This is a genomic window from Paraburkholderia kirstenboschensis (genome assembly GCF_904848585.1).
Lineage (GTDB): Bacteria > Pseudomonadota > Gammaproteobacteria > Burkholderiales > Burkholderiaceae > Paraburkholderia > Paraburkholderia kirstenboschensis.
Genome location: NZ_CAJHCR010000004.1, coordinates 281,593 through 304,931 on the forward strand (window position 1 = coordinate 281,593; position 23,339 = coordinate 304,931).

21 protein-coding genes and 1 pseudogene are annotated in these 23,339 nt (G+C 63.9%); 9 read left to right on the forward strand and 13 right to left on the reverse strand.

The genetic code is table 11. From position 1 onward, the window contains the following. Nucleotides 1-172: 172 nt before the first annotated feature. The 7 genes from JMY24_RS14095 to JMY24_RS14125 all read right to left on the reverse strand — a co-directional run bounded on the left by JMY24_RS14095 (nt 173) and on the right by JMY24_RS14125 (nt 6,254). Nucleotides 173-817 carry an alpha/beta hydrolase gene (locus JMY24_RS14095; RefSeq protein WP_128587944.1) on the reverse strand — a complete coding sequence of 215 codons (645 nt, stop codon included), beginning with the start codon at nt 815-817 and terminating at the stop codon, nt 173-175. Between the two features lie 8 nt (nt 818-825). Beyond that, nucleotides 826-1,149 carry a (2Fe-2S) ferredoxin domain-containing protein gene (locus JMY24_RS14100; RefSeq protein WP_027780106.1) on the reverse strand — a complete coding sequence of 108 codons (324 nt, stop codon included), beginning with the start codon at nt 1,147-1,149 and terminating at the stop codon, nt 826-828. Nucleotides 1,150-1,390: 241 nt separating this feature from the next. After that, nucleotides 1,391-2,554, reverse strand: coding sequence for a VanZ family protein (locus JMY24_RS14105; protein ID WP_201702268.1), 1,164 nt, complete (start codon nt 2,552-2,554; stop codon nt 1,391-1,393). Nucleotides 2,555-2,585: 31 nt separating this feature from the next. Then, nucleotides 2,586-3,227 carry an ABC-type transport auxiliary lipoprotein family protein gene (locus tag JMY24_RS14110; RefSeq protein ID WP_201702270.1) on the reverse strand — a complete coding sequence of 214 codons (642 nt, stop codon included), beginning with the start codon at nt 3,225-3,227 and terminating at the stop codon, nt 2,586-2,588. 30 nt (nt 3,228-3,257) lie between these two features. Beyond that, nucleotides 3,258-4,220 carry an MlaD family protein gene (locus JMY24_RS14115; protein WP_201702272.1) on the reverse strand — a complete coding sequence of 321 codons (963 nt, stop codon included), beginning with the start codon at nt 4,218-4,220 and terminating at the stop codon, nt 3,258-3,260. 25 nt (nt 4,221-4,245) lie between these two features. Continuing rightward, on the reverse strand, nt 4,246-5,124 hold the full coding sequence (locus JMY24_RS14120; RefSeq protein WP_128592251.1) for an ABC transporter ATP-binding protein: 879 nt from the start codon (nt 5,122-5,124) through the stop codon (nt 4,246-4,248). Continuing rightward, complete coding sequence (locus JMY24_RS14125; protein WP_128594174.1) at nt 5,121-6,254, reverse strand: MlaE family ABC transporter permease; 1,134 nt, start codon at nt 6,252-6,254, stop codon at nt 5,121-5,123. Before JMY24_RS14125 ends, JMY24_RS14120 begins: the two co-directional genes overlap by 4 nt. Nucleotides 6,255-6,360: 106 nt before the next feature. Between JMY24_RS14125 and JMY24_RS14130 the strand changes: the two genes are divergently transcribed. From JMY24_RS14130 to JMY24_RS14140, 3 genes are all read left to right on the forward strand, one after another. After that, nucleotides 6,361-7,275, forward strand: coding sequence for a biotin--[acetyl-CoA-carboxylase] ligase (locus JMY24_RS14130; RefSeq protein ID WP_201702273.1), 915 nt, complete (start codon nt 6,361-6,363; stop codon nt 7,273-7,275). Next, a complete protein-coding gene (locus JMY24_RS14135; protein ID WP_128594172.1) occupies nt 7,272-8,150 on the forward strand; it encodes a type III pantothenate kinase in 879 nt (292 codons plus the stop codon). Before JMY24_RS14130 ends, JMY24_RS14135 begins: the two co-directional genes overlap by 4 nt. Before the next feature lie 79 nt (nt 8,151-8,229). Further along, entirely contained in the window at nt 8,230-8,469 is a 240-nt protein-coding gene (locus tag JMY24_RS14140) for a hypothetical protein (protein WP_020067099.1), read from the forward strand. A 247-nt stretch (nt 8,470-8,716) separates the two neighbouring features. Here JMY24_RS14140 and rfaE2 read toward each other — a convergent pair whose 3' ends face one another. The 6 genes from rfaE2 to JMY24_RS14170 form a co-directional block, all read right to left on the reverse strand. Then, a complete protein-coding gene (gene rfaE2 / locus JMY24_RS14145) occupies nt 8,717-9,199 on the reverse strand; it encodes a D-glycero-beta-D-manno-heptose 1-phosphate adenylyltransferase (RefSeq protein WP_128594171.1) in 483 nt (160 codons plus the stop codon). 234 nt (nt 9,200-9,433) lie between these two features. Further along, on the reverse strand, nt 9,434-10,306 hold the full coding sequence (locus JMY24_RS14150) for a ferritin family protein (RefSeq protein ID WP_027780097.1): 873 nt from the start codon (nt 10,304-10,306) through the stop codon (nt 9,434-9,436). A gap of 596 nt (nt 10,307-10,902) precedes the next feature. Beyond that, nucleotides 10,903-11,757: a PhaM family polyhydroxyalkanoate granule multifunctional regulatory protein gene (locus JMY24_RS14155; protein ID WP_201702274.1), complete on the reverse strand. Its 855-nt coding sequence runs from the start codon at nt 11,755-11,757 to the stop codon at nt 10,903-10,905. Between the two features lie 119 nt (nt 11,758-11,876). After that, on the reverse strand, nt 11,877-12,728 hold the full coding sequence (locus JMY24_RS14160) for an enoyl-CoA hydratase/isomerase family protein (protein ID WP_128594169.1): 852 nt from the start codon (nt 12,726-12,728) through the stop codon (nt 11,877-11,879). 36 nt (nt 12,729-12,764) lie between these two features. Continuing rightward, the gene (locus JMY24_RS14165; RefSeq protein WP_128594168.1) at nt 12,765-14,033 is read right to left on the reverse strand and encodes an ABC transporter substrate-binding protein; all 1,269 of its coding nucleotides are present in this window, start codon (nt 14,031-14,033) and stop codon (nt 12,765-12,767) included. Between the two features lie 123 nt (nt 14,034-14,156). Then, entirely contained in the window at nt 14,157-15,140 is a 984-nt protein-coding gene (locus JMY24_RS14170; protein ID WP_128594167.1) for a fumarylacetoacetate hydrolase family protein, read from the reverse strand. Between the two features lie 164 nt (nt 15,141-15,304). On the opposite strand from JMY24_RS14170, the gene JMY24_RS14175 reads away from it, so the two are divergent. From JMY24_RS14175 to metH, 6 genes and pseudogenes are all read left to right on the forward strand, one after another. Further along, nucleotides 15,305-16,222, forward strand: a complete 918-nt coding sequence (locus JMY24_RS14175; RefSeq protein WP_128594166.1) for an IclR family transcriptional regulator — start codon at nt 15,305-15,307, stop codon at nt 16,220-16,222. A 66-nt stretch (nt 16,223-16,288) separates the two neighbouring features. Further along, nucleotides 16,289-17,572: a DUF3108 domain-containing protein gene (locus JMY24_RS14180; RefSeq protein ID WP_201702275.1), complete on the forward strand. Its 1,284-nt coding sequence runs from the start codon at nt 16,289-16,291 to the stop codon at nt 17,570-17,572. A gap of 182 nt (nt 17,573-17,754) precedes the next feature. Further along, nucleotides 17,755-18,543 (forward strand): alpha/beta fold hydrolase, encoded by a 789-nt coding sequence (locus JMY24_RS14185; protein ID WP_128594165.1) that lies wholly within the window; start codon nt 17,755-17,757, stop codon nt 18,541-18,543. A gap of 118 nt (nt 18,544-18,661) precedes the next feature. Then, the gene (locus JMY24_RS14190; protein WP_013337859.1) at nt 18,662-18,919 is read left to right on the forward strand and encodes a BTH_I0359 family protein; all 258 of its coding nucleotides are present in this window, start codon (nt 18,662-18,664) and stop codon (nt 18,917-18,919) included. Nucleotides 18,920-19,311: 392 nt separating this feature from the next. Next, complete coding sequence (locus tag JMY24_RS14195; protein ID WP_128586097.1) at nt 19,312-20,382, forward strand: homocysteine S-methyltransferase family protein; 1,071 nt, start codon at nt 19,312-19,314, stop codon at nt 20,380-20,382. A gap of 144 nt (nt 20,383-20,526) precedes the next feature. After that, a pseudogene (metH, locus tag JMY24_RS14200) lies at nt 20,527-23,250 on the forward strand (methionine synthase); the annotation flags it as partial. Nucleotides 23,251-23,339: the final 89 nt, after the last annotated feature.

Genomic DNA, 23,339 nt, shown 5'->3' on the forward strand with positions numbered 1-23,339 from the left:
TGCGCGCGTGAAAAGAACTTACGCGTCGCGCGAACTGCCGGACAGGCCGTGCTGCGCCCAAAAAAGAGCGCCCATTATACGCGCGCTATTCCCCGAACTTCGCGCAATGGCTGGCGAATAGTGACGCGTTTGCGTGTACCTGTACCCCGGAAAACGCGCGCCGCGCGGCAACTCACCGCCACGCGTCGACGATGATCCGCTTCAGGATATGCAGCTTGCGATGCAGAAAATGCTCCGCGCCCGGAATCACCACCACGGGCAATTCCTGCGGCCGCGCCCAGTCGTAAACGGATTGAATGGGAACGGTCTCGTCGGTCTCGCCGTGAATCACCAGCGTATTGTCCGGCACGGGCGCCACTTCCCAGCGGCTCGCGGCGGTGCCGACGAACACCATCCGCTCGATCTCCTCGCCTTCGTCGCGCAGCTTCGCGGCCACATGCGACAGCACGAAAGTGCCGAACGAGAAGCCTGCCAGCACCAGCGGCAGATCGGCGTGCCCCGGCTGCGCGCGCATGTGGTCGAGCACCGCACGCAAATCGTCGCGCTCGCCGATGCCGCCGTCATGCTCGCCTTGCGTTTGGCCGACACCGCGAAAATTCGAGCGATACGTCACGTAGTTCAACTGGACCAGTGTGCGTGCAAGCGTCTGCGCGACCTTGTTGTCCATCGAGCCGCCAAAGAGCGGATGCGGATGCGCGACGAGCGCGATGCCGCGCGGCGCCGCGCCGTTTTCGCGGGCCTCGTCGGGCAGATCGAGCGCGACCTCGATTTTGCCTACCGGGCCGTCGATCAGATACTTCTTCGTGTGTGCGTTCATGGCGGCGCTTATTGATCGATCTTCAGACGCTCGACAACCTTGCCGTTTGCCAGATGCGAGTCGACGATCTCGTCGATGTCGCTCTCGTCGACATACGTGTACCAGACACCTTCCGGATAGACGACGAGCGTCGGGCCGAGTTCGCAGCGGTCGAGGCAACCTGCCTTGTTGATGCGTACCTGGCCGGGGCCGGCAAGGCCGAGCTTCTTCACGCGCTTTTTCGCGTATTCCTGCATTGCCTGCGCGTTGCAGTTCGCGCAACTCGGACGCTCCGCGCCCGGTTCACGCTGATTGAGGCAGAAGAAGACGTGATACTTGTAGAAGGAGTCCATGGTGTACGAAGAGCGAGGCTGTCAGAAGGGCAATAGTGCAGCAGAAGGCAGTCGAGCGCAGCGGCGCGCGCTTTGTTGCCCAGGGCCGCTTGCGGGGGGCCGCTTGCGGGGGGCCGCTTGCGGGGGGCCGCCTGCGGAGGGCCGCTTGCGGAGTGCCGCCTGCGGAGGGCCGCTTGCGGGGGGCCGCCTGCGGACGATTATAGCGAGCAAGGGGCCAGCATCGCTGACGCGGCGGGGGCGCCTACTTCGATTCGAGCCTCGTGCGCCGCCTGAGCCAGACCCGTTCGACGACGAACGCGAGCCACACGAGCGCCGCGTACGGCCACACCCACGCGAGCCAGCGCGCGAGGCCATTGAAGTGCAGATACCGTCCTTGCCGCCAGTCGGCCAGCACGACATCGAAATAAGGATTCACCGGCAGCAGGTTCACGAACACCAGCGTGACGACGAGTGCGCCCGCCGCCAGCGCGGCGCGCGATCTGCGCCGCAGACGCAACGCAAGCAGCCCGAGCGCCGCGCCGCAGCCGAGGCCCGCGAGCGCGCCGGGCGTCGCCCAGTCGAAAGCGAGGCCGGATTGCGATTGCAGGAACGTAGCGCCCGCCTTCACCCCCAGAGCCACGACGATAAACAGCAGCAACAGCCGCACGCGCGGCGCATGACGGCGTACCGTCAACGACGCGAGCGCAAGCGCGGCGAACAGATTGAGCGTGGTGATGAGCGCTTCCCAGGCATCGTCAGGCAACCAGGCTGCGACCCACGCGGGCCATGCGCCGACGTGCCAGCCAGCGGGCGTCCATGCGAAGAGGGCATCTTGCGTCGTGGAATCGACTCGCGTCCACAGCGCGCGCGGCCAGTTACCGAGCCCAAAGAGACGCGGCGACGGATACATCGTCGCAAAGGGCCAGGCAGCGACGAGACACGCGAGCGCGGCGCTCTCGCGGTGGAACCACATGAGCCGCAAGCGTCGCAACAACCCGCGATCGAGCAGCGCGCCCGTAGCCGGCGACATGATCGCCGCGCCAAGCAGTGCGCCGAGCGCATTGGCCGCGAGGTCGAGGTTGGACGCGACCCGCGTCGGCAAATACGTTTGCACGGCTTCCATTACGCCCGAGAGCAGGCCGCCGAGCACGAAAGCCAGCGCGACCGCGAGCGGACCACGCCAGCGCGGGTAAAGCGCAAGCACCATCAGCGCGCCGAACGGCATATAACCGAGCACATTCGTGACGACATCGAATGCCGTCAAATACTGCGGCATCGGATCGGACAGGAAGGCGAACGGCGTGAGACCGAGCGAGCGCCAGCCCGAAAACGGATACCACGAACCGTAGACGATCAGCGCGGTGTATAGCAGCAGCGCTTGCCGCGAAAGCACCGACGGACGGCGCAGCCACGATCTTTCGCTCATGCAGCGCTCCGTTGCGTGCGCTGCGCGCCGGTCATTGCGCGGCGACCAGCGCCTGAACGCCGAGCCAGGCGCCGATTTGCGCGACGAGGTCGTCGCTGGCGGTGGCGAGCGCTTGCGCGCCGCCTGCGGCGTCGGCAGTACTGGACGGTGCGCGAGAGATGAAGGTGCGCTGCCCCAGCACCTTGCCGCCCTGCGTCAGTGTGGCGCGCGCGGTCACCGCTGCATGGCTTTGCGACTGGCTGTCGAAGACCTGCTCGAACTCGCTCAGATCCACCTTCAGCACGGGCGCGGCGACGCCGTCGGCGCCCGTCAGCACCGTGCCGCGCGAACTGAGCGCGCCGCGCAGACGCTGCGTGAGCAACTGCGAAGGCGGCATCGTCCAGTGGCTGTTTGCGTACGCGGCCATCTGCTGCGCGTCGGCATAGCCGAGCCGGTACACGAGCTTGTCGGACTGGAGCATTTCCGGCGCGTTCACGTCGAGCACCTTCACTGCCGATTGCGTGCCCGCGGACGCTGCAGGCTTCGGCGGCCCGAAGTCGTAGCGAATGTCCGCGAGCGCGGCCGGCGTGCTGGAGCAGCCGGCAGCCAGCAGACTGAGCGCAAGCAGCGTCGCGCAAGCAGCGCCCGTGCGCGCGGCACGCGAGGACAACAAGCGGTGAATGGAGCGTGACATGACGATATTCCTTTCTTCAAACCTTCAGATTCATTGTGCGGCGCGCGCGGCGGGCCACGTAAAACCGGCCTCGCCGGGTCCCGGCGCCGCCGCCGGCGCGCCGAACAGCACGCTGCGCGGGCTGGTGCTGAACGTATCGGCGGCGCGGTCCACAGAGCGGGCGGCGGAGCGCACGTCTTCAGCAAGCGAATTGACCCGCGGCAACGTGTCGTAACCGACCCGCGCCGACAGATCCTGCAATGAGCCGTTCATCGCTGTGAGCGCGTCGCCCGCTTGCTGAGCCGCGGTGCCCACCTTGTTCAGATTGGTCTCGAACGGACCATCCGCGCGATTCAGGCTCGTGATCAACTGGTTCGTCGAGGCGAGCGTGCGATCCAGCTTGTCGATGGTGCCGGGCAGCTTGCCGGCCACCGGCGCCATCTGGTGCGTGAGCGTGGCGACGCCGTCCGCAGCTTTCTGGATGCTTGCCGCCGTGCCGTGCAACTGGTCGACCATTTCCTGCGACAACAGATTGTCGACGTCGTCCGTGACCTTTTCGAGTTTCTTCAACAGCACGTCGCCGCGTTGCTGCAATTGATCCAGCAAGCCCGGATGCATCGGCAACTGCGCAACCTGTTTTGCCGACGAAGCGAGCGGCGACGGATCGCGCCCCGTGTCGTCGAGCTGGATAAACGCAATGCCGGTCACGCCCTGGAAGCCGAGACTGCCGAACGTGGAATGCGTGATCGGAGCATGCGTGTCGACGAGAATGCGGATCAGGATCTGGCCCGGATGGTCGCGGTCGAATTTGATCGACTGCACTTTGCCGACGTCGAGCCCTCTATAGCGCACGGCCGCGTCGGTAAAAAGGCCCGTTACGTTGGTGCGCGCAATCAGATCGTACGGCACGCGCACCGCGCGGTCGACATTGAACAAAAAAGCCGCCGTTGCAATCGCGGCCAGCAGGACGACCGTAAAGAGTCCTGCCCAGAACGCATGCGATTTGTTTTCCATTGCCAGGTTCCCTAGTTTCCCTGATTCACAGCGGCAATTCGGACGATGCCGGCTCGAGCGCCGCGCGCGGCAACTTTGCGCGGCGCTCGGGCGGCAACGCCTGCAAGGCGCGGCGCCCGCGCAAGCCGAGAAAATATTCGCGGATAAACGGATGATCGACGCCCGCCGCTTCTTCGACGGGCGCGGCGACCAGCACCTTGCGATCCGCCAGCACGGCCACGCGCGTGGAAAGCGCGACCATCGTGTCGAGATCGTGAGTGACCATCACGACTGTCAAGCCGAGTGCGCGATGCAGCGCCGAAATCAGTTCGACGAACTCGTCGGACGCTTGCGGATCCAGCCCGGCTGTCGGTTCGTCGAGAAACAGCAGTTCGGGTTCGAGCGCGATCGCGCGCGCAATGCCAACGCGCTTGATCATGCCGCCCGACAGCGCCGACGGCATTTTGGACGCGTGCTTGCACGGCAGCCCGACCATCTCCAGCTTCAGCATGACGATGTCGCGCAGCAGATCTTCGGGCACCTGGCCGAGTTCGCGCACCGGCTGTGCGACATTGTCGAACACCGACAGCGACGAGAACAGCGCGCCGCGCTGAAACAGCATGCCGGAGCGGCTGCGCATCAGCAGCGCGGTTTCGGGAGAGATGGTCGCGAGGTTTTCGCCGAACAGCTTGATGGTTCCCGAAGACGGCCGCTCCAAGCCGAGGATCTGCCGCACGAGCGTGGTCTTGCCCGAACCCGACCCGCCGACGATCGACACGATCTCGCCGCGCCGCACGTCCAGATTCACATGCTGATGCACGATGTTGCGGCCATAGCGCTTGGTGACGTCGATCACTTCGATCACCGGCTCGGCAATGGAAGGCATCGGCTGGCCGCGTACGGCCTGAGTTAGCGGCGCGATCATCCGAGCCCCACGTTCTGGAACAGGATCGCGAACACAGCGTCCGCGAGAATCACGATCGTAATGGACGTCACCACCGAGGTCGTCGTGCCTTCGCCGAGACTCTGCGAATTGGCTTTGATACGGAACCCGAAGTGGCAGCCGACGATCGCGATCAGCATGCCGAAGACGACGCCCTTGCCAAGACCGATCCACAGGTTCGCAGCCGGCACAACGCCGGGCAACGCGCGCGCGAAGTAACTCATGTCGATGCCGAGCACGATCTTCGCGGCGAGGGCCCCACCGCTCAGCGCGATGATGTTCGTCCACATCACGAGTAGCGGCATCGCCACACCGAGCGCCACCACGCGCGGCAGGATGAGCCGCAGACCGTGGGGAATGCCCATCACGCGCATGGCGTCGAGTTCCTCGGTCACGCGCATCACGCCGATCTGCGCGGTGATTGCAGAGCCTGAGCGGCCCGCCACCAGAATCGCCGAGAGCACCGGCCCGAGTTCGCGGATCACCGACAGCCCGAGAATATTCACGATGTACTGATTGGCGCCGAAGAGCCTCAATTGCTGCGCGGACAGATAGCTCAGCACGATGCCGATCAGAAACGCGACCAGCGCGGTGATGGGCAACGCCCTGGTGCCGGCGTTGTAGACGTTCGCGGAGATTTCAGTCCACGGCGTGAGTGCGGGCTTGCGCGCGATCGCCAGCAGATCGAGTACGACGCGACCAAGCATGGCCACGCCGCCGTACAGATGCTCGAAGAACGAAAACAGCGCGAGGCCGAGCCGCGTGAACGGATCGAATCTGGCGACCGGCTCCGCCGTCTCGCGGACGGTGTCGAGCAACGCAATGCGCTCGAAGATATCGCGCTGTGTGTCGGTGAGTTCGGTGTCGGGCGGCATTCTGTGACCCCACACGCGCCACAGCGCCTGGCCGCCTACGTGGTCCATCCGGTCGATACGCGACAGATCCCACTGGCCGATGCCTTCGGCGCCTTCGAGCGAACGCAGTTGCGGGATCACATGTCCGGTTGCACGGTCGCGCGCGAGCGCGAGCGCCGTCCACTGGCCCGAGAGCCGGACGATCTTGCCTTGGCTGCCAGCCGCGACTTCGAGGCCGGGCGGAGTGTCGTAGTTCAAGGATCGTTGCAATGTGGTTATCGGATTAGCGGCCATTGTAACGAAGGCGCAGCGGATCGACCGTCCTGGCGGGACCAGGCGGTTCGCTGTCGCTACAATATGGGACATGAACGCTTCCACTCCGCCCCAAGGACCGGCCGCTGCCGCGAACGCAGCCGACTGGCGTATCGACCGTGAACGCGCCGTCGCTCTGTTCGGCGCGCATGCGCATGACTGGCCGATCGAAATCGTCGAGGAAACCGGCTCGACCAACGCCGACCTCATGTCCCGCGTGAAGGCGCTGCCGCGCAAGGCGGGCGCGCTGCCGAGGCCGATCGTGCGGGTTGCTTACCTGCAAACCGCCGGACGCGGCCGCCGCGGCCGTCCGTGGTACGCGGAGCCGGGCAATGCGCTGCTGTTTTCGGTTGCCTGCGTGCTGCCGCGTCCGCTGGAAGGACTGGCCGGATTGAGCCTCGCGGTGGGCGTCGCGCTCGTCGACGGACTGCGCTCGTTGCCTGTCGCGGGCCCCGGCCAGATTGCGCTGAAGTGGCCAAACGACATATTGCTCGAAGGCGACAAGCTCGCCGGCATCCTGATCGAGACGGCCTGGAGTACGGAAGACGCGAGCGCCGTCGTGATCGGCATTGGCACCAACGTGAAGGGCGCCGACGAACTCGCCGCGAAAATCGGCGCGCTCAACGCCGGGGCGCCGCCGCAGGCACGCGGCACGGCGCCGACCGCGCTGCAGCGCGCGCTGCCCAACGCGAACCTCACCGATACCCTCGCGGCCGAACTCAATGCACTGGAGCCCGCTTTGCTGCGCTTCGGCGCGGAAGGATTCGCGCCGTTTCAGGCGCGCTGGAACGCAATGCATGCGTACGCGGGCCGCGACGTCGTGCTGCTCGAACAGGGCAAGGAAGTCGCGCGCGGCGTCGCTGCGGGCGTCGATGAGCGCGGCCAGTTGTTGCTCGATACCGGCGCGGGCCGGCAGAGCATCGCGACCGGCGACGTGTCCCTGCGTCTCGCCGACGGTGCTGCATGACGAGCGGCGCGCCTCATCTCTTGATCGACGCGGGCAATAGCCGCGTCAAATGGGCGATGGTGGAGGCTGACGGCACGCAGATCGCGGCCGGCGCGCTCGCGCATGGTGGCGCCGGTCAGGCTCAGTGGGCTACCGAGGGGGCGACTCAGTGGGCGACTCAGTGGGCGACTCAGTGGGCGACTCAGTGGGCGAACTTGCCGACGCCTCGCGGCGCATGGTTATCGAATGTCGCCGGCGAAACTGTGGCTGAGCGAATCGCTGCGATGGTCGACGCGCAATGGCCGCATCTGCCGCTCACCACGATCCGCGCACGCGAGCAGCAATGCGGCGTGACCAACAGCTATACGACGCCGCATGCGCTCGGCAGCGACCGATGGGCAGGCATGATCGGCGCGTACGCGGCATTTCCCGGCGAGCATCTGCTGATTGCGACCTTCGGAACAGCGACCACGCTCGAGGCGTTGCGCGCGGACGGCTGCTTCGTCGGCGGACTTATCGCACCAGGCTGGACGTTGATGATGCGCTCGCTCGGCGAGCATACGGCTCAATTGCCGACGCTCGACGCGAGCGCCGCGCGCGGCCTTCTAGGGAGCGCCGCCGGGACGCAGGACGTGGCCCGACGCGGCCCGTTCTTCGCGACGGACACGCCGCGTTCGCTATCCGCCGGCTGCACGTTGGCACAAGCAGGTCTCGTCGAACGGACCTGGCGCGACTTGCAGGACGAATGGCAGGTGCCGGTGCGCCTCGTGGTCGGCGGCGGCGCTGCAGACGAAGTGGCGAGCGCATTGAAAGTGCCGCATACTCGCCACGATTCACTGGTCTTGTCTGGGCTTGCACTGATAGCTTCCGAGCGCGCTTCGGAACATGGCGTGTAGAACACCGGCTGGATGTGATGGCTGAACTTCGCGCCTGAACCACACCAGCGGCTTAACTTCTGCAAGGGAAAATATAACGATGCTGCGCTGGCTGATCGCCATACTGTTCCTGGCCAACCTTCTGGCATTCGTCGCAGTGCGCGGCGTGTTCGGCCCGACGCCCACGGCGAGCGGCCGCGAACCCAATCACTTGAGCCGTGAAGTCCATCCGGACTGGTTGAAGGTGCGCCCGGTCACGGCCACCGACGCCGCCGATCAGGCTGTTGTTGGCGCGGCGGCACCGGTCGCGCCGATCGCGGCGTCGGCGTTGCCGCAATAAAGCGAAAATCGGAGCGGAGAATTGGAGCCGGCTATAGCAGCGGCGTGTCGGAGCGGCGCATTCGAGCGGCGCATTCGAGTGGCTAAGGGCAACGGCGAACTCTGCATCGGCGAATACGAGCGGCGCGTCTAAGGGGCTCATCGAGGCGGCAACTGACGCCTCGAACCAGGCATCGAACTGTGCAAGCGCAAGCCCCAACCCCAGGCCCAAGCCACGCAGACACAGCGCCGCGTTCACCCCATCACATTTAGCCCTGCGTACGAACCTTCTTGAGCAGCGCCGTGGTCGAGCGGTCGTGCTCGAACGGAATCGCCAGCGCCTTGCCGCCCCAGCCGCGCACGACGGCCGACTCCGGCAGCGCATCCATGTCGTAGTCGCCGCCCTTGACGAGCACATCCGGACGTAGCGCCGAGATCAGTTCGACCGGCGTCTTTTCCCCAAAGCAAACAACGTAGTCGACGCTCTCCAGCGCCGCGAGCAAAGCCATCCGGTCGGCTTCGTTGTTGATCGGCCGGTCATCGCCCTTGCCGAGCATGCGGACCGACGCGTCGCTGTTCACGCCTACGATCAGGCAAGCGCCCTGCGCTTTCGCGTCCGCGAGATAGGTGACATGCCCGCGATGCAGGATGTCGAACACGCCGTTCGTAAATACGACCGGCGCGTTCAGCGAAGGGCGCAGCGCGACCAGCGCGTCGCGCGTGAGAATCTTGCGTTCGAAAATAGCAGCCATTTGGGGACGTGGAAGATACAGAAAATTGCCGCCGCGATACGGCGCAAGCAACGTGGAGCATGACGCTCGGGCAGACCGGTCAAGCGTAAAGGTCAAGCATCGAAATCAAGCGCCAATCAAACAAAACGGTCCGGCAAGCTCGCGCCTGCCGGACCGTTTCAGAGCGCCGAACCGGAGCGCGGCGCTAGCTTTGCATTATGCGCGAGCCGCGAACCGGAATCCACGAGGCTGCATTCAAGCCGGCTGTTCGGCCGACTTCTGGTCGGCCTGCAGCCGCGTCACCACTTCCTTGCGATAGCGGTTCAGTTCCTGCGCGGTAGTGAACGTGCGCTCGAATAGCAGCGACAGGTTATGCAGAATGCGCTCGACCACCTTCTTTTCCCAACCGTCGTCGAAGCGGATCTGCTCGTCGAGCCAGCGCTCGAGCCATTCCGGGTCGGGCAGGCGCGACTGGATCGTGTCGCGCGGGAACAGCGCCTGATTCACATGCAGATTCGTGGGATGCAACGGCTTTTCGGTGCGGCGGGCCGACGCCATCAGCACGCCGATCTTCGCAAAAGCAGCGCGTGCGATGTCGCCGGTTTGCACCATCGCTTTCTTCATGTAGCGCAGGTAAGCGCCGCCATGGCGCGCTTCGTCGCGCGAAATGGTTTCGTAGATGTGCTTGATGACCGGCTCGGTGTGCCATTCGGCAGCGCGGCGATACCAGTGATTCAGGCGGATTTCGCCGCAGAAGTGCAGCATCAGTGTTTCAAGCGGCGGCGCCGGGTCGAATTCGAAGCGCACGGCGTGCAGCTCTTCTTCAGTGGGGCACATTTCCGGCTTGAAGCGGCGCAGGTATTCCATCAGCACCAGCGAATGCTTCTGCTCTTCGAAGAACCACACGCTCATGAACGCGGAGAAATCGCTGTCGTGATGATTGTCACGCAGAAACATTTCCGTGGCGGGCAACGCCGACCATTCGGTGATCGCGTTCATCTTGATCGTCGCGGCCTGCTCGTCGGTCAATAGCGATGCGTCGAATTTGTCCCAGGGAATGTCTTTCTCCATGTCCCATCGAACGGATTCGAGCGATTTATAAAGTTCCGGGTAAAGCATGGTGTTCATAGTCCCACCCCTGTTCTGCACATACTGTGTGTGTCTGTCACTACTACGTGTAGCACTTTCCCGGCCACGAACCAAACGCGCCGGGTGTCGTGCCCGAATGCCGCGCCGTTCGCCGGCCAAGCCTTCAATTTTACGCGGTACCCGGCCGCCTGGATGCACGGCCAGCGAAGAAGTCCGGGCGCTCGCGCGAGGAGCGGCTAACGCAAAGTTACACGCTCGAAGTTACGCGCTGCGCGGCCAACCGTGGGTGAGGGATACCCTTTGCCTGAGGTCGAGCCAGTTTGCGATGAAAACCGCACCGTCCAGCCCTGCGCCGGTGATGCCGGCGGCGAATGGAGCGTGGGCGGCTCGATTGGTTGTTTTCAGCGCACGCCCAAAAACCAAACAAAGACCTTCCAATGATATCACGCTGACTTCCTCAAACCCGCGCGGTAACGGACGCAATTCCGATGCCCGGTTGACATGCCTCAACGACTGGTGCAATCGGCGGAGTGTGGCTCCCGACGGGGTCAAAACGGTGACAAGTCGGCAATTTTTCTATGGTCGCCCGCCGCCGACGGTCGGCCCGCCCGCCGCCCGCCTCTCGCTGCGCGTCGTCACACGGACTTCTTTGGCGGCTTCGACCCGCTGCTGACCGTGCTCGAAGCTGTGCGCCGCGCGGTTGACGGCGCGCGTTTCGCCGCTGGCCGCTTCGCCGCAGGCTGAGCAGATCCAGCGCCTTCAGCCGACTTTGCAGACATTGCGGCGGCATCGTCCCCGGGCGATGGCCGCGGCACATCGGTCGCCCCGCCAACCGCCTCGCTCGCCTCGTCCGCCGCATCCTGGGAAGCGTCGGCTTGCGCGCCGCCGCTCTCGGCTGCGCCCGCCGCGCTGGCTGGCGGCTGAGTCATCGCGAATTGCGCGATCTGGTTGAATTGCGATTGCAGCAGGCTCCACCATGCCGATGCGTCGAACGGCGGTGTGGCAGGTGTGTCTTCCTCGTCGCTCGACGATTCGGCGGCAGTCGAGCTTTCGGCCGAAGCCGCCGGCTCCGGATGAGGCCAACTGCTCGTCGGAGACGGGCTCGGCGCTGGCGCTGGCGACGCCGTCGCCGGCTGACTCATCGATTGCTGTGCAAACGCGCCGAACGCACGCAGCGTCGCAAGCGTCGCGCGCTGCACCTCGAGCGCCTGAATCGCGGACTGCAGCATGCTCAGGTTCAGCTTGAGCCATTGCTCGACCGCGCGCATGTCAGTGATGCGCTTATCGAGTTCTTCGACGTTGGTAAGCGGCGCCATCATGTCGGACATCATGGACAGTGACGGACCCAGGCCCGCGCCCGGTTGTGCGCCGGAAAACGCGGAGCCGAACGGTGACATGCGCATCATGCCCCACATGCTCTCCAGCATTTCGGCGGGCGGAAAACCAGGGAAGCCAGGGAACGGCGGCGTTGAGCCAGGTGTGTCAGTCATGCTTGTCGCCTCGCTGCATTAACAAAAAAAGCGCGGAAGGAAAACGCGAAAGAAAGAGCGCATGGAGCGCACCCGAATCCGATCATACAGCGCAGTGCATCGGAATCGCGCTGCATCCATTACGGTGCGCGCCAAGGGTCCGCGCCGCCAAAATCCGGCGCACGCCGCTCGCGCAGCGAGTTCACGCCTTCTCGCACGTCCGGCCCGGCGAACCCCATGAATTCCAGCGCAAGCGACGTATCGAAAGCGGGCCCTGCCGAGCGCAGCCAGTTGTTCAACGCATACTTCGTCCAGCGGATCGCGGTTTGCGAACCGTGTGCGAGCTTCTGCGCGACTTCAAATGCTTTTGGCAGCAGATCGTTTTCGTCGACCGCGAGCGACACGAGCCCGATGCGCTCCGCCTCCGCGCCGCTCACCGGCTCGCACAGCATCAGGTAGTACTTGGCCTTCGCCATCCCGCACAGTAGCGGCCAGACAATCGCCGCGTGATCGCCGGCGGCTACGCCGAGCCGTGTGTGACCGTCGATGATGCGCGCCGTCTTCGACGCGATCGAAATATCGGCAAGCAGCCCCGCGACCAGACCCGCGCCGACGGCCGGACCGTGCATCGCCGAGACGATCGGTTTGCTGCAGTTGATCACGTTGTAGACCAGATCGCGAGCCTCGCGCCACACGCGCGCGCGCACGTCGAAGTCGGTGGCCATGTCTTCGACCAGTTGCAGGTCGCCGCCCGCCGAGAAGCCCTTGCCCTCGCCGCGAATGATAGCGACGCGCGTGTCGGGATCGCGGTCGATGTCGCGCCAGATTTCCGCGAGTTCGTAATGCATGCGCGCGTCGGCGGTGGCAAGCCCGCTTCTGTTCGCGCCTTCGCCGCTCATCACCACTTCGAGCACGCCGTGCGGACGGCGATGCAACTTGAGCGACTGGTAATGTGCGTAAAACGCATCGTTGCTGTGAGTTAGTTCAGACATGGTGATCGATCCGTGTGTGCGTGATGCGCGCATCGCTTAACGCGGCTGATAAACCCATTTGCCGTTCCTGATTTCGACCATTACGCGCGCACGTTGGTCGAGTCCCAGGTGGTCCCCGGCGCTCATGTTGACGACGCCGTTGGTATCCGCGAGACCGCGCGTGCCTTCGAGTGCGTCGCGCAACGCTCGGCGAAATTCCGGCGTACCCGGCGCTGCTGTTTTCAACGCGATCGGCACAGCATGGTTGAGTAACATGCCCGCGTCCCACGTGTACGAGCCGAATGCCGAGACGCTGCCCGGTCCGCGGAGCGCTTCGAAGCGCGCGATGTAATCGAGCGCGAGGCGCTTAGCCGGATGATCCGCGGGCAATTGCGCCGCGACCAGCACGGGGCTTGCGGGCAGGAAGGTGCCGTTGCAATCGGCGCCGCACACGCGCAGAAAGTCGTTATTGCCCACGCCGTGGTTGTGATAGATCAGCCCTTTGTAGCCGCGCTCGCGCAGTGTCTTCGGCGGTAGCGCGGCGGGCGTGCCGGCCGCGCCCACCACCACTGCATCGGGATGCGTTGCGAGGATTTTCAGCACCTGACCCGTCATGCTCGGATCGGTGCGATTGAAGCGCTCGCTCGCCACCATTTGCATGTGGTGAAGCTGCGCGAATTTCGCGACTTCGGCGTAAAACGTCTCGCCGAGCGCATCGGCCTGACCGATGAAGGCGACCGTCTTCACGCCGCGTGTGCTTGCGTGCTCGGCAATTGCCGAAGCCATCATCGCATCGGTTTGCGGAGTCTTGAATACCCAATGGCGCTTGGCATCCACGGGTTCAATGATTTTCGCCGACGACGCAAGCGAGATCATCGGCGTGGTGCCGTCGGCGACCACGTCGATCATCGCCAGTGAGTTCGGCGTGATGGATGAACCGATGATCGCGTCGACATGATTTTCGGAGATCAGCTTCTTGGTGTCCTGTACGGCCTGAGTCGTGTCCGACGCATCGTCGAGCACGATGTATTCGACGCTCTGGCCGCCGATCTGTTTCGGCAGCAACGTCGCCGTATCGCGCGCGGGAATGCCGAGCGACGCGGCGGGCCCCGTCAGCGAGAGCACGAGCCCGATCTTCACCTGAGCCAACGCGATCGTGGGCGACAGGCATAGAAGCGCCGTGCACAGTGCGGCGACACGAGCCGCGACTCTGGCTGGCCGCCCAGTCAGCTTCAGCCCCTCCAGCCGCGTACGTCCCGCACTCGCATGCAGACCACGCGCGCAAGCGCTCCCCAATCCCGCGTCAAACGATCCAGCTCGCCGCATGGTGTCTCCTCACATGAGTTTTTCGTTTTGATATACCGCCGATGCCGCCGCGCCAGTCAGTGTAGCGGCGCGCGGTGGCAGCGGCATCGGGCGAAACCCTTTCGGACGACGCGCCGTACCGCGTCAGTCGAGCGGCGCGATGCTCTGGTCGATGGAGCCGAAAATCGACTTGCCCGCTTCATCGAACATTTCGATCTTCACCGTGTCGCCGTACTTCATGAACTCGGTCTGCGGCGCGCCGTGCTCGATCGTTTCGAGGCAGCGCTTTTCGGCGATACAGCAGTAGCCGCGCTTCGCGTCCTTGTTGGAGACGGTGCCCGATCCGACGATCGCGCCCGCGCGCAGATTGCGCGTTTTGGCAGCATGCGCGATCAGCTGGCCGAAATGGAACACCATGTCGGTGCCGGCGTCGGGCTGGCCGACTTTCTTGCCGTTCCAGTGGACGATCATCGGCCGGTGCACGCGGCCTTCGCGCCAATGTTCGCCGAGTTCATCGGGCGTCACGGCGACCGGTGCAAACGAAGTAGCCGGCTTGCTCTGGAAAAACCCGAAGCCCTTCGCGAGTTCGGCGGGAATCAGGTTGCGCAGCGACACGTCGTTGACGAGCGCGATCAGACGCACGCTTTTGAGCGCCTGCTCGGGCGTGGCGCCCATCGGCACGTCCGTGGTGATAACGGCAACTTCTGCCTCGAAGTCGATGCCGAACGCTTCGGATGCACAGACCACGTCGTCTTTCGGACCGATGAAGTCGTCGCTGCCGCCCTGGTACATGAGCGGATCGGTCCAGAATTCCGGCGGCATCTCCGCGCCGCGCGCGCGCCGCACGAGTTCGACGTGATTCACATACGACGACCCGTCCGCCCATTGGAAAGCGCGGGGCAGCGGAGCCATGCAGTCGTTTGCGTTGAATGAAAATGTGTTGCGCGCGCGCCCCTGGTTGAGCGCGTCGTACAGGTCGTGCAGTTGCGGCGCATAGAAGGTCCAGTCGTCGAGCACGCGTTGCAACGTGGGCGCGATCGCGTCGGCAACGGCCGCGGTGTGCAGGTCGCGGGACACGACAATCAGTTGGCCGTCGCGCGTGCCGTCCTTCAGCGTGGCAAGTTTCATGGAGGAATGAACCCTGTTAGTGACGATAGAGGGAATCTATTCTACGATGGTGAATCGGCGCAGCCCAAGCCCGCCTTGCCGAAACCGGGTGACAGGCGCAGGGCAAGGGCTCTGCGGCCGGCTTTTCTTCCATCGCTTTCGAACGCGCTTCGCGCGCCTTGCACATGCCGAACACTGCCCGCTCCGGCGCCATTCATGACCACGCTGACGCCGACGCGGACTCCGCCGAAGCGCCCGGCGCGTCCGACATCGACGACGAAACCGCCGAAACCGCCGACGCCGCCGACGCCGGCGAGGAAAAGCTGCGCTCGGGCATCCAGTCGATCGAAGTCGGCTTCCGGCTGCTCGACGTGCTGACCCACGAACCGCGCGCGATGATGCTGCGCGATCTCGCGCAGCGCGCCGGCATGAGTCCCGCCAAAGCGCACCGCTATCTGGTGAGCTTTCTGCGCCTCGGAGTCGTCTCGCAAGACCCGCTGTCCGGTCGATATGAACTGGGCGGCTTCGCATTGCAACTCGGACTCGCGCGGCTTGCCCGCGTCGACGGCGTGAAGCTCGCGCGGATCGCGCTCGCCGAATTGCGCGACCGGCTGGACCTGACCGTGGGCATCGCCGTGTGGGGCAATCAGGGGCCGACCATGGTTCACTGGATGGAGTCGAGCCATCCGGCGAAGGCGTCGTTGAAACTCGGCGATGTGATGCCGCTCCTCAGCTCCGCCACGGGTCTGCTCTTTGCGGCCTATCTGCCCGCGGGCAAGACCAGCGCCATGCTGGAGCGCGAACTGGCCGACACGCGCCGCTCGTCGCATATGGGCGTGCCGCGCACCCGCGAGGAGGTCGAACGGGCGCTCGCGGACGTGCGCAAGCATGAAGCGGCGCGCGTCGAAGGCATGTTGCTGCCGACCATTCACGCGTTCTGCATGCCGGTGTTCGACTCCACCGGCGAACTGGCGCTCGGCCTGGTCGCGCTCGGCCACGAAGGCGCGTTCGACATCGGCTGGGGCGGCGAAATCGACACGGCGCTGCGGGAATGTGCGCAAAAGCTCTCGTACGAGCTGGGGTATAGTCCGACGCCGCGTTGAGGCCCGCCGCCGGTATCCATTTATTCGCACTTCGCGCCCGCACTACACGCATTCATTCTCTCGCCGATGGCCCTACCTTCCGCCGCACGCCATTCCGATCTGACGCTCGCTGACGAGCCGCGCGGGCGTTGGCGTACGTGGCGCTGGATCGCGGTGTTGCTCGTGGTCGGCGTTCTTCACTGGATCGCGGCGCAATGGATCGAGCGCCACCGCGCGACACTGAATCCATCCAATGACGAACATGTCCCGGTGCAGGTTGCGCTTCTCAAGCCCGAACGTATCGAGCGTAATCCGGCTGCCGCGACCCCGGCTGCGCCTGCGCCGGAGCGAAAACGCAAGCCCGCCGCCGGCAAGCCGCGCGAGCATGTGTTGACCGCGCTGCAACCGGCCGAAAAGCCTACCGTCGACGCCGCAAGCGCTGCATCGGACACCGCGGACACCGCCGCCAGCGCGCCTGCCGCAAACGTGGTGCCGGCGAGCGTCGCAACTGGCGCAAGCGGCGCGTCCGCGAGCGCAACGGCAAACGAGGCGCAAGCGTCGCCTGGCGTCAAGTTCTCGGTCCCGCCGTCAGGCGAACTTCAATACGACACGTTTTACAACGGCGTGCGCAACCAGCCCGGTACGATCCATTGGATCAGCAGCGCGCAAAGTTACGAAATGGTGGTTTCGGTGCCCTTGCCTTTTGTCGGCACCTTCGTCTATTCGAGCCATGGCCGTATTGATGCATTCGGCCTCGCTCCCGAGCAATACGTGGAAAAGCGCGGTCGTCGCGTGGAAGATGTTTCCATCTTCAATCGCGCCGACAGGAAGATCGCCTTCACGCGAACACCGACGACGCTGCCGTTGCCCGACGGCGCGCAGGACCGCTTCAGTATGATCATGCAACTGGCGAGCCTCGTGCGCGGAGACCCCGACGCCTACAAGCCGGGCGTGACCCGGCAGTTTTTTGTGGTAGACAGCGACAGCGGCGAAAACTGGCCCGTCGAGACAATCGGCGACGAAACGATCCGCACCGCGCAGGGCTACCTGCAAACGCGTCATTTCAAACGCCTGCCGCGCCGCGAAGGCGACCAGCGCCGCATCGACGTGTGGCTCGCGCCTTCGCTCGGCTGGCTGCCCGCGCGGCTCGTGCAGACGGAGCCGAACGGCACGCAATTCGAACTGGTGTGGCACGGCAAGATGGATGTCGATAACAGCGCGGGCTCGTCCGATATATCGCCAGATTCCGCGCCTTCCGCTGCGCCGGCAGCCGCGTCCGAAGCCGGACCAGCCGCGCCGCTGACGTCTCAGCCAGGCCCACCCGTCAATTCGACCGGTACCGACGACAGTTCCGGCAACATCAAGCCCTGACACAAAACCGCCGGCAACAGCGGCAATGCCGGCATGCACTCGAATAGTGCCTCGCACATACAAGCGAAACTTCCTTCTCGACGCCGACTCTGCATCATCAGATGCAACCGTTGGCGAGCCGATTCGTAGATGCGTCAGGCCTCGACCAATTCTTCCACTGCGTTCCCCTTGAAGGAGCCCGCATGCAAGTGAACATCAACGGTATCGAGACGCGCTACGTACTGAGCAATGAAGGCGGCGGCCCCTGGCTCACGTTTATTCATCAACTAGGCGGCGATCTGTCTGTGTGGGACCAGCTCGCCGGTTATTTTCGCGACGACTACACGGTTCTGCGCTACGACGTGCGGGGTCATGGCCAAACGGCTTTGTCAAAAGAGCCGTTCTCAGTTGCCGATCTTGCCGGCGACCTTGCCGCGCTGCTCGATGCGCTGGGCGCGCCGAGCACGCACCTCGTAGGCATGTCGATGGGCGGCATGATCGCGCAGCAGTTCGCGCTGGACCACCCTTCGCGCGTGGACTCGCTCACCATTGCCGACAGCACTGCCGCGAATCCGCCAGAGGCCCGCGCAACATGGGATCAACGCGCCGCGAGCGCGCGCCGGGACGGCATGGCGTCGCTCGTGCCCGCCACGCTCGAACGCTGGCTGACCGAGGGTTTTCGGGTCGCGCATCCGGAGGCGGTGGAGCCGATACACGAGGCGCTGATCCGCACGTTGCCGGAAGGCTACGCTATGGCATGCGAAGCGCTGCGCGACTTCGACGTACGCGGTAAGCTGGGAGCGATTCACTGTCCAACCCTGGTCGTGGCAGGGCGCCACGATACGGGCACGCGGCCTGCTGCTAGTCAGGCGATAGCAGATGCCATTGAAGGCGCTCACTTCGAATTACTCGACGCCGCTCATCTTGCGCCAGTCGAGCAGTCTCAACGTTTTGCTGCCCTGCTTGAAACGTTTCTTGAAAGGCCGGTCTAACCGGTAGGTTCGGAACTTTTACAAGCGTCAATCCGGACCCACCCCTTGAATTCCACACCATAAGCTCCACGTATGGCGCAGGAATGGCCAGGAGCCAACGGAAATAAGGAGTGTCGCCATGCAAATGATCTACAACAGCCCTAACTATTGTGTCGTCGAATTCCCGCCGCAAGAAGGCCCGCTGGCCATGAAATCGGGTGGCTACGAGATCGTCGACAAAAACATGCAGCGTGAAATTTACATTGACGGTGCAATGGCGGCGCGGTTTCGCGAGAACGTGCAAAAGCTGATCGAAGAGGAACCGTCGCTAGACGAAGTGGACGAATTCCTCGGCCAGTTCGACAGCCTGATGCATCAACCGGTAATTCTCCACTGAGTGCAGGTCGCGCCGACGTGTTCGGCGTTAATACCGTTTGTAGTGTTTTCAACGTATTTGGCGACATATATCGACCGCGCCGTCCGGTTCCACCGGCGGCCTTCATAAGGCGGTCGGCAATGATGAAAGCGGTTCAGTGGGCTTCAGCCTGCTGAACCGTTTTTCTTTTTGTGGTGACCCTTCACCGCGAGGGGTTGCTGTCGGGTTGCCGTGTCGTAGCTGTGTGATTCGCGCGCGTTCGTGTATTGCGCGGTCTCTCGCGGCGTTTGTCGCGACCTGACCTGCTCCTCCCCGACATCCAGTCAGCGCCACGCCGCCTGCGCCCGGCGAATTAGCCCGGCTGCGGCTACAATGACTGGTTCCCGAAAAAGCCGGCGCAAGCCTTGTCCGCCATGAACCAGCCTGCCCAAACCGTCAAGCCTGTCCGTCCCGAGCTCGCCTATACCCGCGGCACGGCGCTGCCCGCGCTGCTCAAGTCGCGCATTCTGATTCTGGACGGCGCAATGGGCACGATGATCCAGCGCTACAAGCTCGACGAAGCGCGCTATCGCGGCGAGCGCTTCAAGGACTACGGGCGCGACATCAAAGGCAACAACGAACTGCTGTCCATCACGCAGCCGCAGATCATCAGCGAGATTCACGAGCAGTATCTGGCTGCGGGCGCCGACATCATCGAGACGAACACGTTCGGCGCGACTACGGTCGCGCAGGCGGACTACGGCATGGAAGCGCTTGCAGTCGAAATGAATCTGCAGTCGGCAAAGCTTGCGCGCGCCGCGTGCGACAAGTATTCGACGCCGGACAAACCGCGCTTCGTTGCCGGCGCGATCGGACCGACGCCGAAGACCGCGAGCATTTCGCCCGACGTCAACGACCCGGGCGCGCGCAACGTCACGTTCGACGAACTGCGCGCGGCCTATTACGAGCAGGCGAAGGCGCTGCTAGAGGGCGGCGCCGACCTGTTCCTCGTCGAAACGATCTTCGACACGCTCAATGCGAAGGCCGCGCTTTTCGCGCTCGACGAACTGTTCGAAGACACCGGCGAACGTTTGCCGATCATGATCTCGGGCACGGTCACCGACGCCTCGGGGCGCATTCTGTCGGGCCAGACCGTCGAGGCATTCTGGAACTCGCTGCGGCATGCAAAGCCGCTTACGTTCGGCTTGAACTGCGCGCTGGGCGCGGCGTTGATGCGTCCGTACATCGCCGAACTTGCGAAGCTTTGCGACACGTATGTGTCGTGCTATCCGAACGCGGGTTTGCCGAATCCAATGAGCGATACGGGCTTCGACGAATTGCCGGCCGACACATCCGGACTGCTCAAGGAATTTGCCGAAGCGGGCCTCGTGAACATTGCCGGCGGCTGCTGCGGTACGACGCCGGAGCACATCGCTGCGATAGCGAAGGCGCTCGCAGAAGTAAAGCCGCGCAAATGGCCGACGCAATATCGCGACGCCGCGTAAGCGGCGTACAAGCAGACGCACTTCGGGCGCACTAGATACGCAATAGCGACGAACTAGAGACGCACCGCAGAAGCAACGAGCCGCACCTGAGACGGGCCGCAGACGCACCCAGGCCGCACCTAACGCACGCAATCGACTCGCACATACGCCATGACAGATCACACCATGCGCCTCGCCGGCCTCGAGCCGTTCAACGTCACGTCCGGGACGCTCTTCATCAACGTTGGTGAACGCACCAACGTGACAGGATCGAAGGCGTTCGCACGAATGATCCTGAACGACCAGTTCGACGAAGCAGTCGCCGTCGCGCGTCAGCAGGTGGAAAACGGCGCGCAGGTGATCGACGTCAACATGGACGAGGCGATGCTCGACTCCAAAGCGGCGATGGTCCGCTTCATGAATCTGATCGCGTCGGAGCCGGACATCGCGCGCGTGCCGATCATGATCGACTCGTCGAAATGGGAAGTGATCGAAGCGGGCCTGAAGTGCGTGCAAGGCAAGGCGATCGTCAACTCCATCTCGCTCAAGGAAGGTGAAGAAGCGTTCCGCCATCACGCGAACCTGATTCGCCGCTACGGCGCGGCCGCTGTGGTCATGGCGTTCGACGAGCAGGGCCAGGCCGACACGTTCGAGCGCAAGACGCAGATCTGCAAGCGCTCGTACGACTTCCTCGTGAACGAAGTGGGCTTTCCGCCGGAAGACATTATCTTTGACCCGAACATCTTCGCGATTGCCACGGGTATCGAGGAGCACAACAACTACGCGGTCGATTTCATCAATGCGACGCGCTGGATCAAGCAGAACCTGCCTTACGCGAAGGTGAGCGGCGGCGTGTCGAACGTGTCGTTCTCGTTCCGCGGCAACGATCCGGTGCGCGAGGCGATTCACACCGTGTTCCTGTATCACGCGATTCAGGCCGGCATGGACATGGGCATCGTCAACGCGGGGCAACTCGGCGTGTATGCCGATCTCGATCCCGAACTGCGCGAACGCGTCGAAGACGTGGTGTTGAACCGTCGTGAAGACGGCACCGACCGCCTGCTCGAAATCGCCGACAAGTTCAAAACCGGCGCGGCAAAGAAAGAAGAGAACCTCGAGTGGCGCAACCAGCCGGTCGAGAAGCGCCTGTCGCATGCGCTCGTGCATGGCATTACGAACTTCATCGTCGAAGATACCGAGGAAGTCCGCGCGAAGATCGCGGCCGCAGGCGGCCGTCCGATCAACGTGATCGAAGGCCCGCTGATGGACGGCATGAACATCGTCGGCGACCTGTTCGGCCAGGGCAAGATGTTCCTGCCGCAAGTCGTGAAGTCGGCGCGTGTAATGAAGCAGGCCGTTGCACACCTGATCCCGTTCATCGAAGAAGAAAAGAAGCAGCTTGCGGCCGCGGGCGGCGACGTGCGCGCGAAAGGCAAGATCGTCATCGCGACCGTGAAGGGCGACGTGCACGACATCGGCAAGAACATCGTGTCGGTGGTGCTTCAGTGCAATAACTTCGAAGTGGTGAACATGGGTGTGATGGTTCCGTGCAACGACATTCTCGCGAAGGCGAAGGTCGAAGGCGCGGACATCATCGGGCTCTCCGGGCTGATCACGCCGAGCCTCGAAGAAATGGCCTACGTCGCGTCGGAAATGCAGCGCGACGACTACTTCCGCGTGAAGAAGATTCCGCTGCTGATCGGCGGCGCGACCACCTCGCGCGTGCACACCGCAGTGAAGATCGCGCCGCATTACGAAGGCCCCGTGGTGTACGTGCCGGACGCGTCGCGTTCGGTGTCCGTCGCCTCGAGCCTGCTGTCCGACGAAGGCGCGACCAAGTATCTCGACGAGTTGAAGTCCGACTACGACCGCATCCGCAATCAGCACGCGAACAAGAAGGCCCTGCCGATGGTCACGCTCGCCGAAGCCCGCGCGAACAAGACCCCGATCGACTGGAAAGGCTATCAGCCGGTCAAGCCGAAGTTTATTGGCCGCCGCGTGTTCAAGAACTTCGATCTGAACGAACTGGCGAACTACATCGACTGGGGGCCGTTCTTCCAGACCTGGGACCTCGCCGGTCCTTATCCGGCGATTCTGAACGACGAGATCGTCGGCGAATCGGCGCGGCGCGTGTTTTCCGACGGCAAGTCGATGCTCGCGCGCCTGATCCAGGGCCGCTGGCTGCAGGCTAACGGCGTGATCGCGCTGCTGCCCGCCAACACGGTCAACGACGACGACATCGAAATCTACACGGACGAATCGCGCAGCGAAGTCGCGCTCACATGGCGCAACCTGCGGCAGCAAAGCGTGCGGCCGGTGGTAGACGGCGTGATGCGGCCGAACCGCTCGCTAGCCGACTTTATTGCGCCGAAAGATTCGGGTGTGGCGGACTACATCGGCATGTTCGCGGTGACGGCGGGTCTCGGCGTCGACGTGAAGGAAAAGCAGTTCGAAAAGGATCACGACGACTACAGCGCAATCATGCTGAAGGCGCTCGCCGACCGTTTCGCCGAAGCCTTTGCCGAAGCGCTGCATGCGCGCGTGCGGCGCGACCTGTGGGGTTACGCGAACACCGAAAACCTGTCCAGCGACGACCTGATCGCCGAAAAATATCGCGGCATTCGTCCGGCGCCCGGCTATCCGGCGTGCCCGGACCATCTGGTGAAGCGCGACATGTTCGAGGTGCTGCAAGCCGGCGACATTGGCATGAGCGTGACCGAATCGCTCGCCATGCTGCCAGCAGCCAGCGTCTCCGGCTTCTATCTCGCGCATCCGGACAGCACGTATTTCTCGGTGGGCAAGATCGGCCAGGACCAGCTGGAAGACTACGCGCAGCGCATGTCCCTTTCGAAGGCGGACGCCGAGCGGGCGTTGGCGCCGTTGCTATGAGCCGGTAACACCCGGTGTGCGGGCGTGGCGGGAAACCCACTATATCGGGCGAGAAAGACTGAATATTTGCGGCAACGTAATTTTCGGCT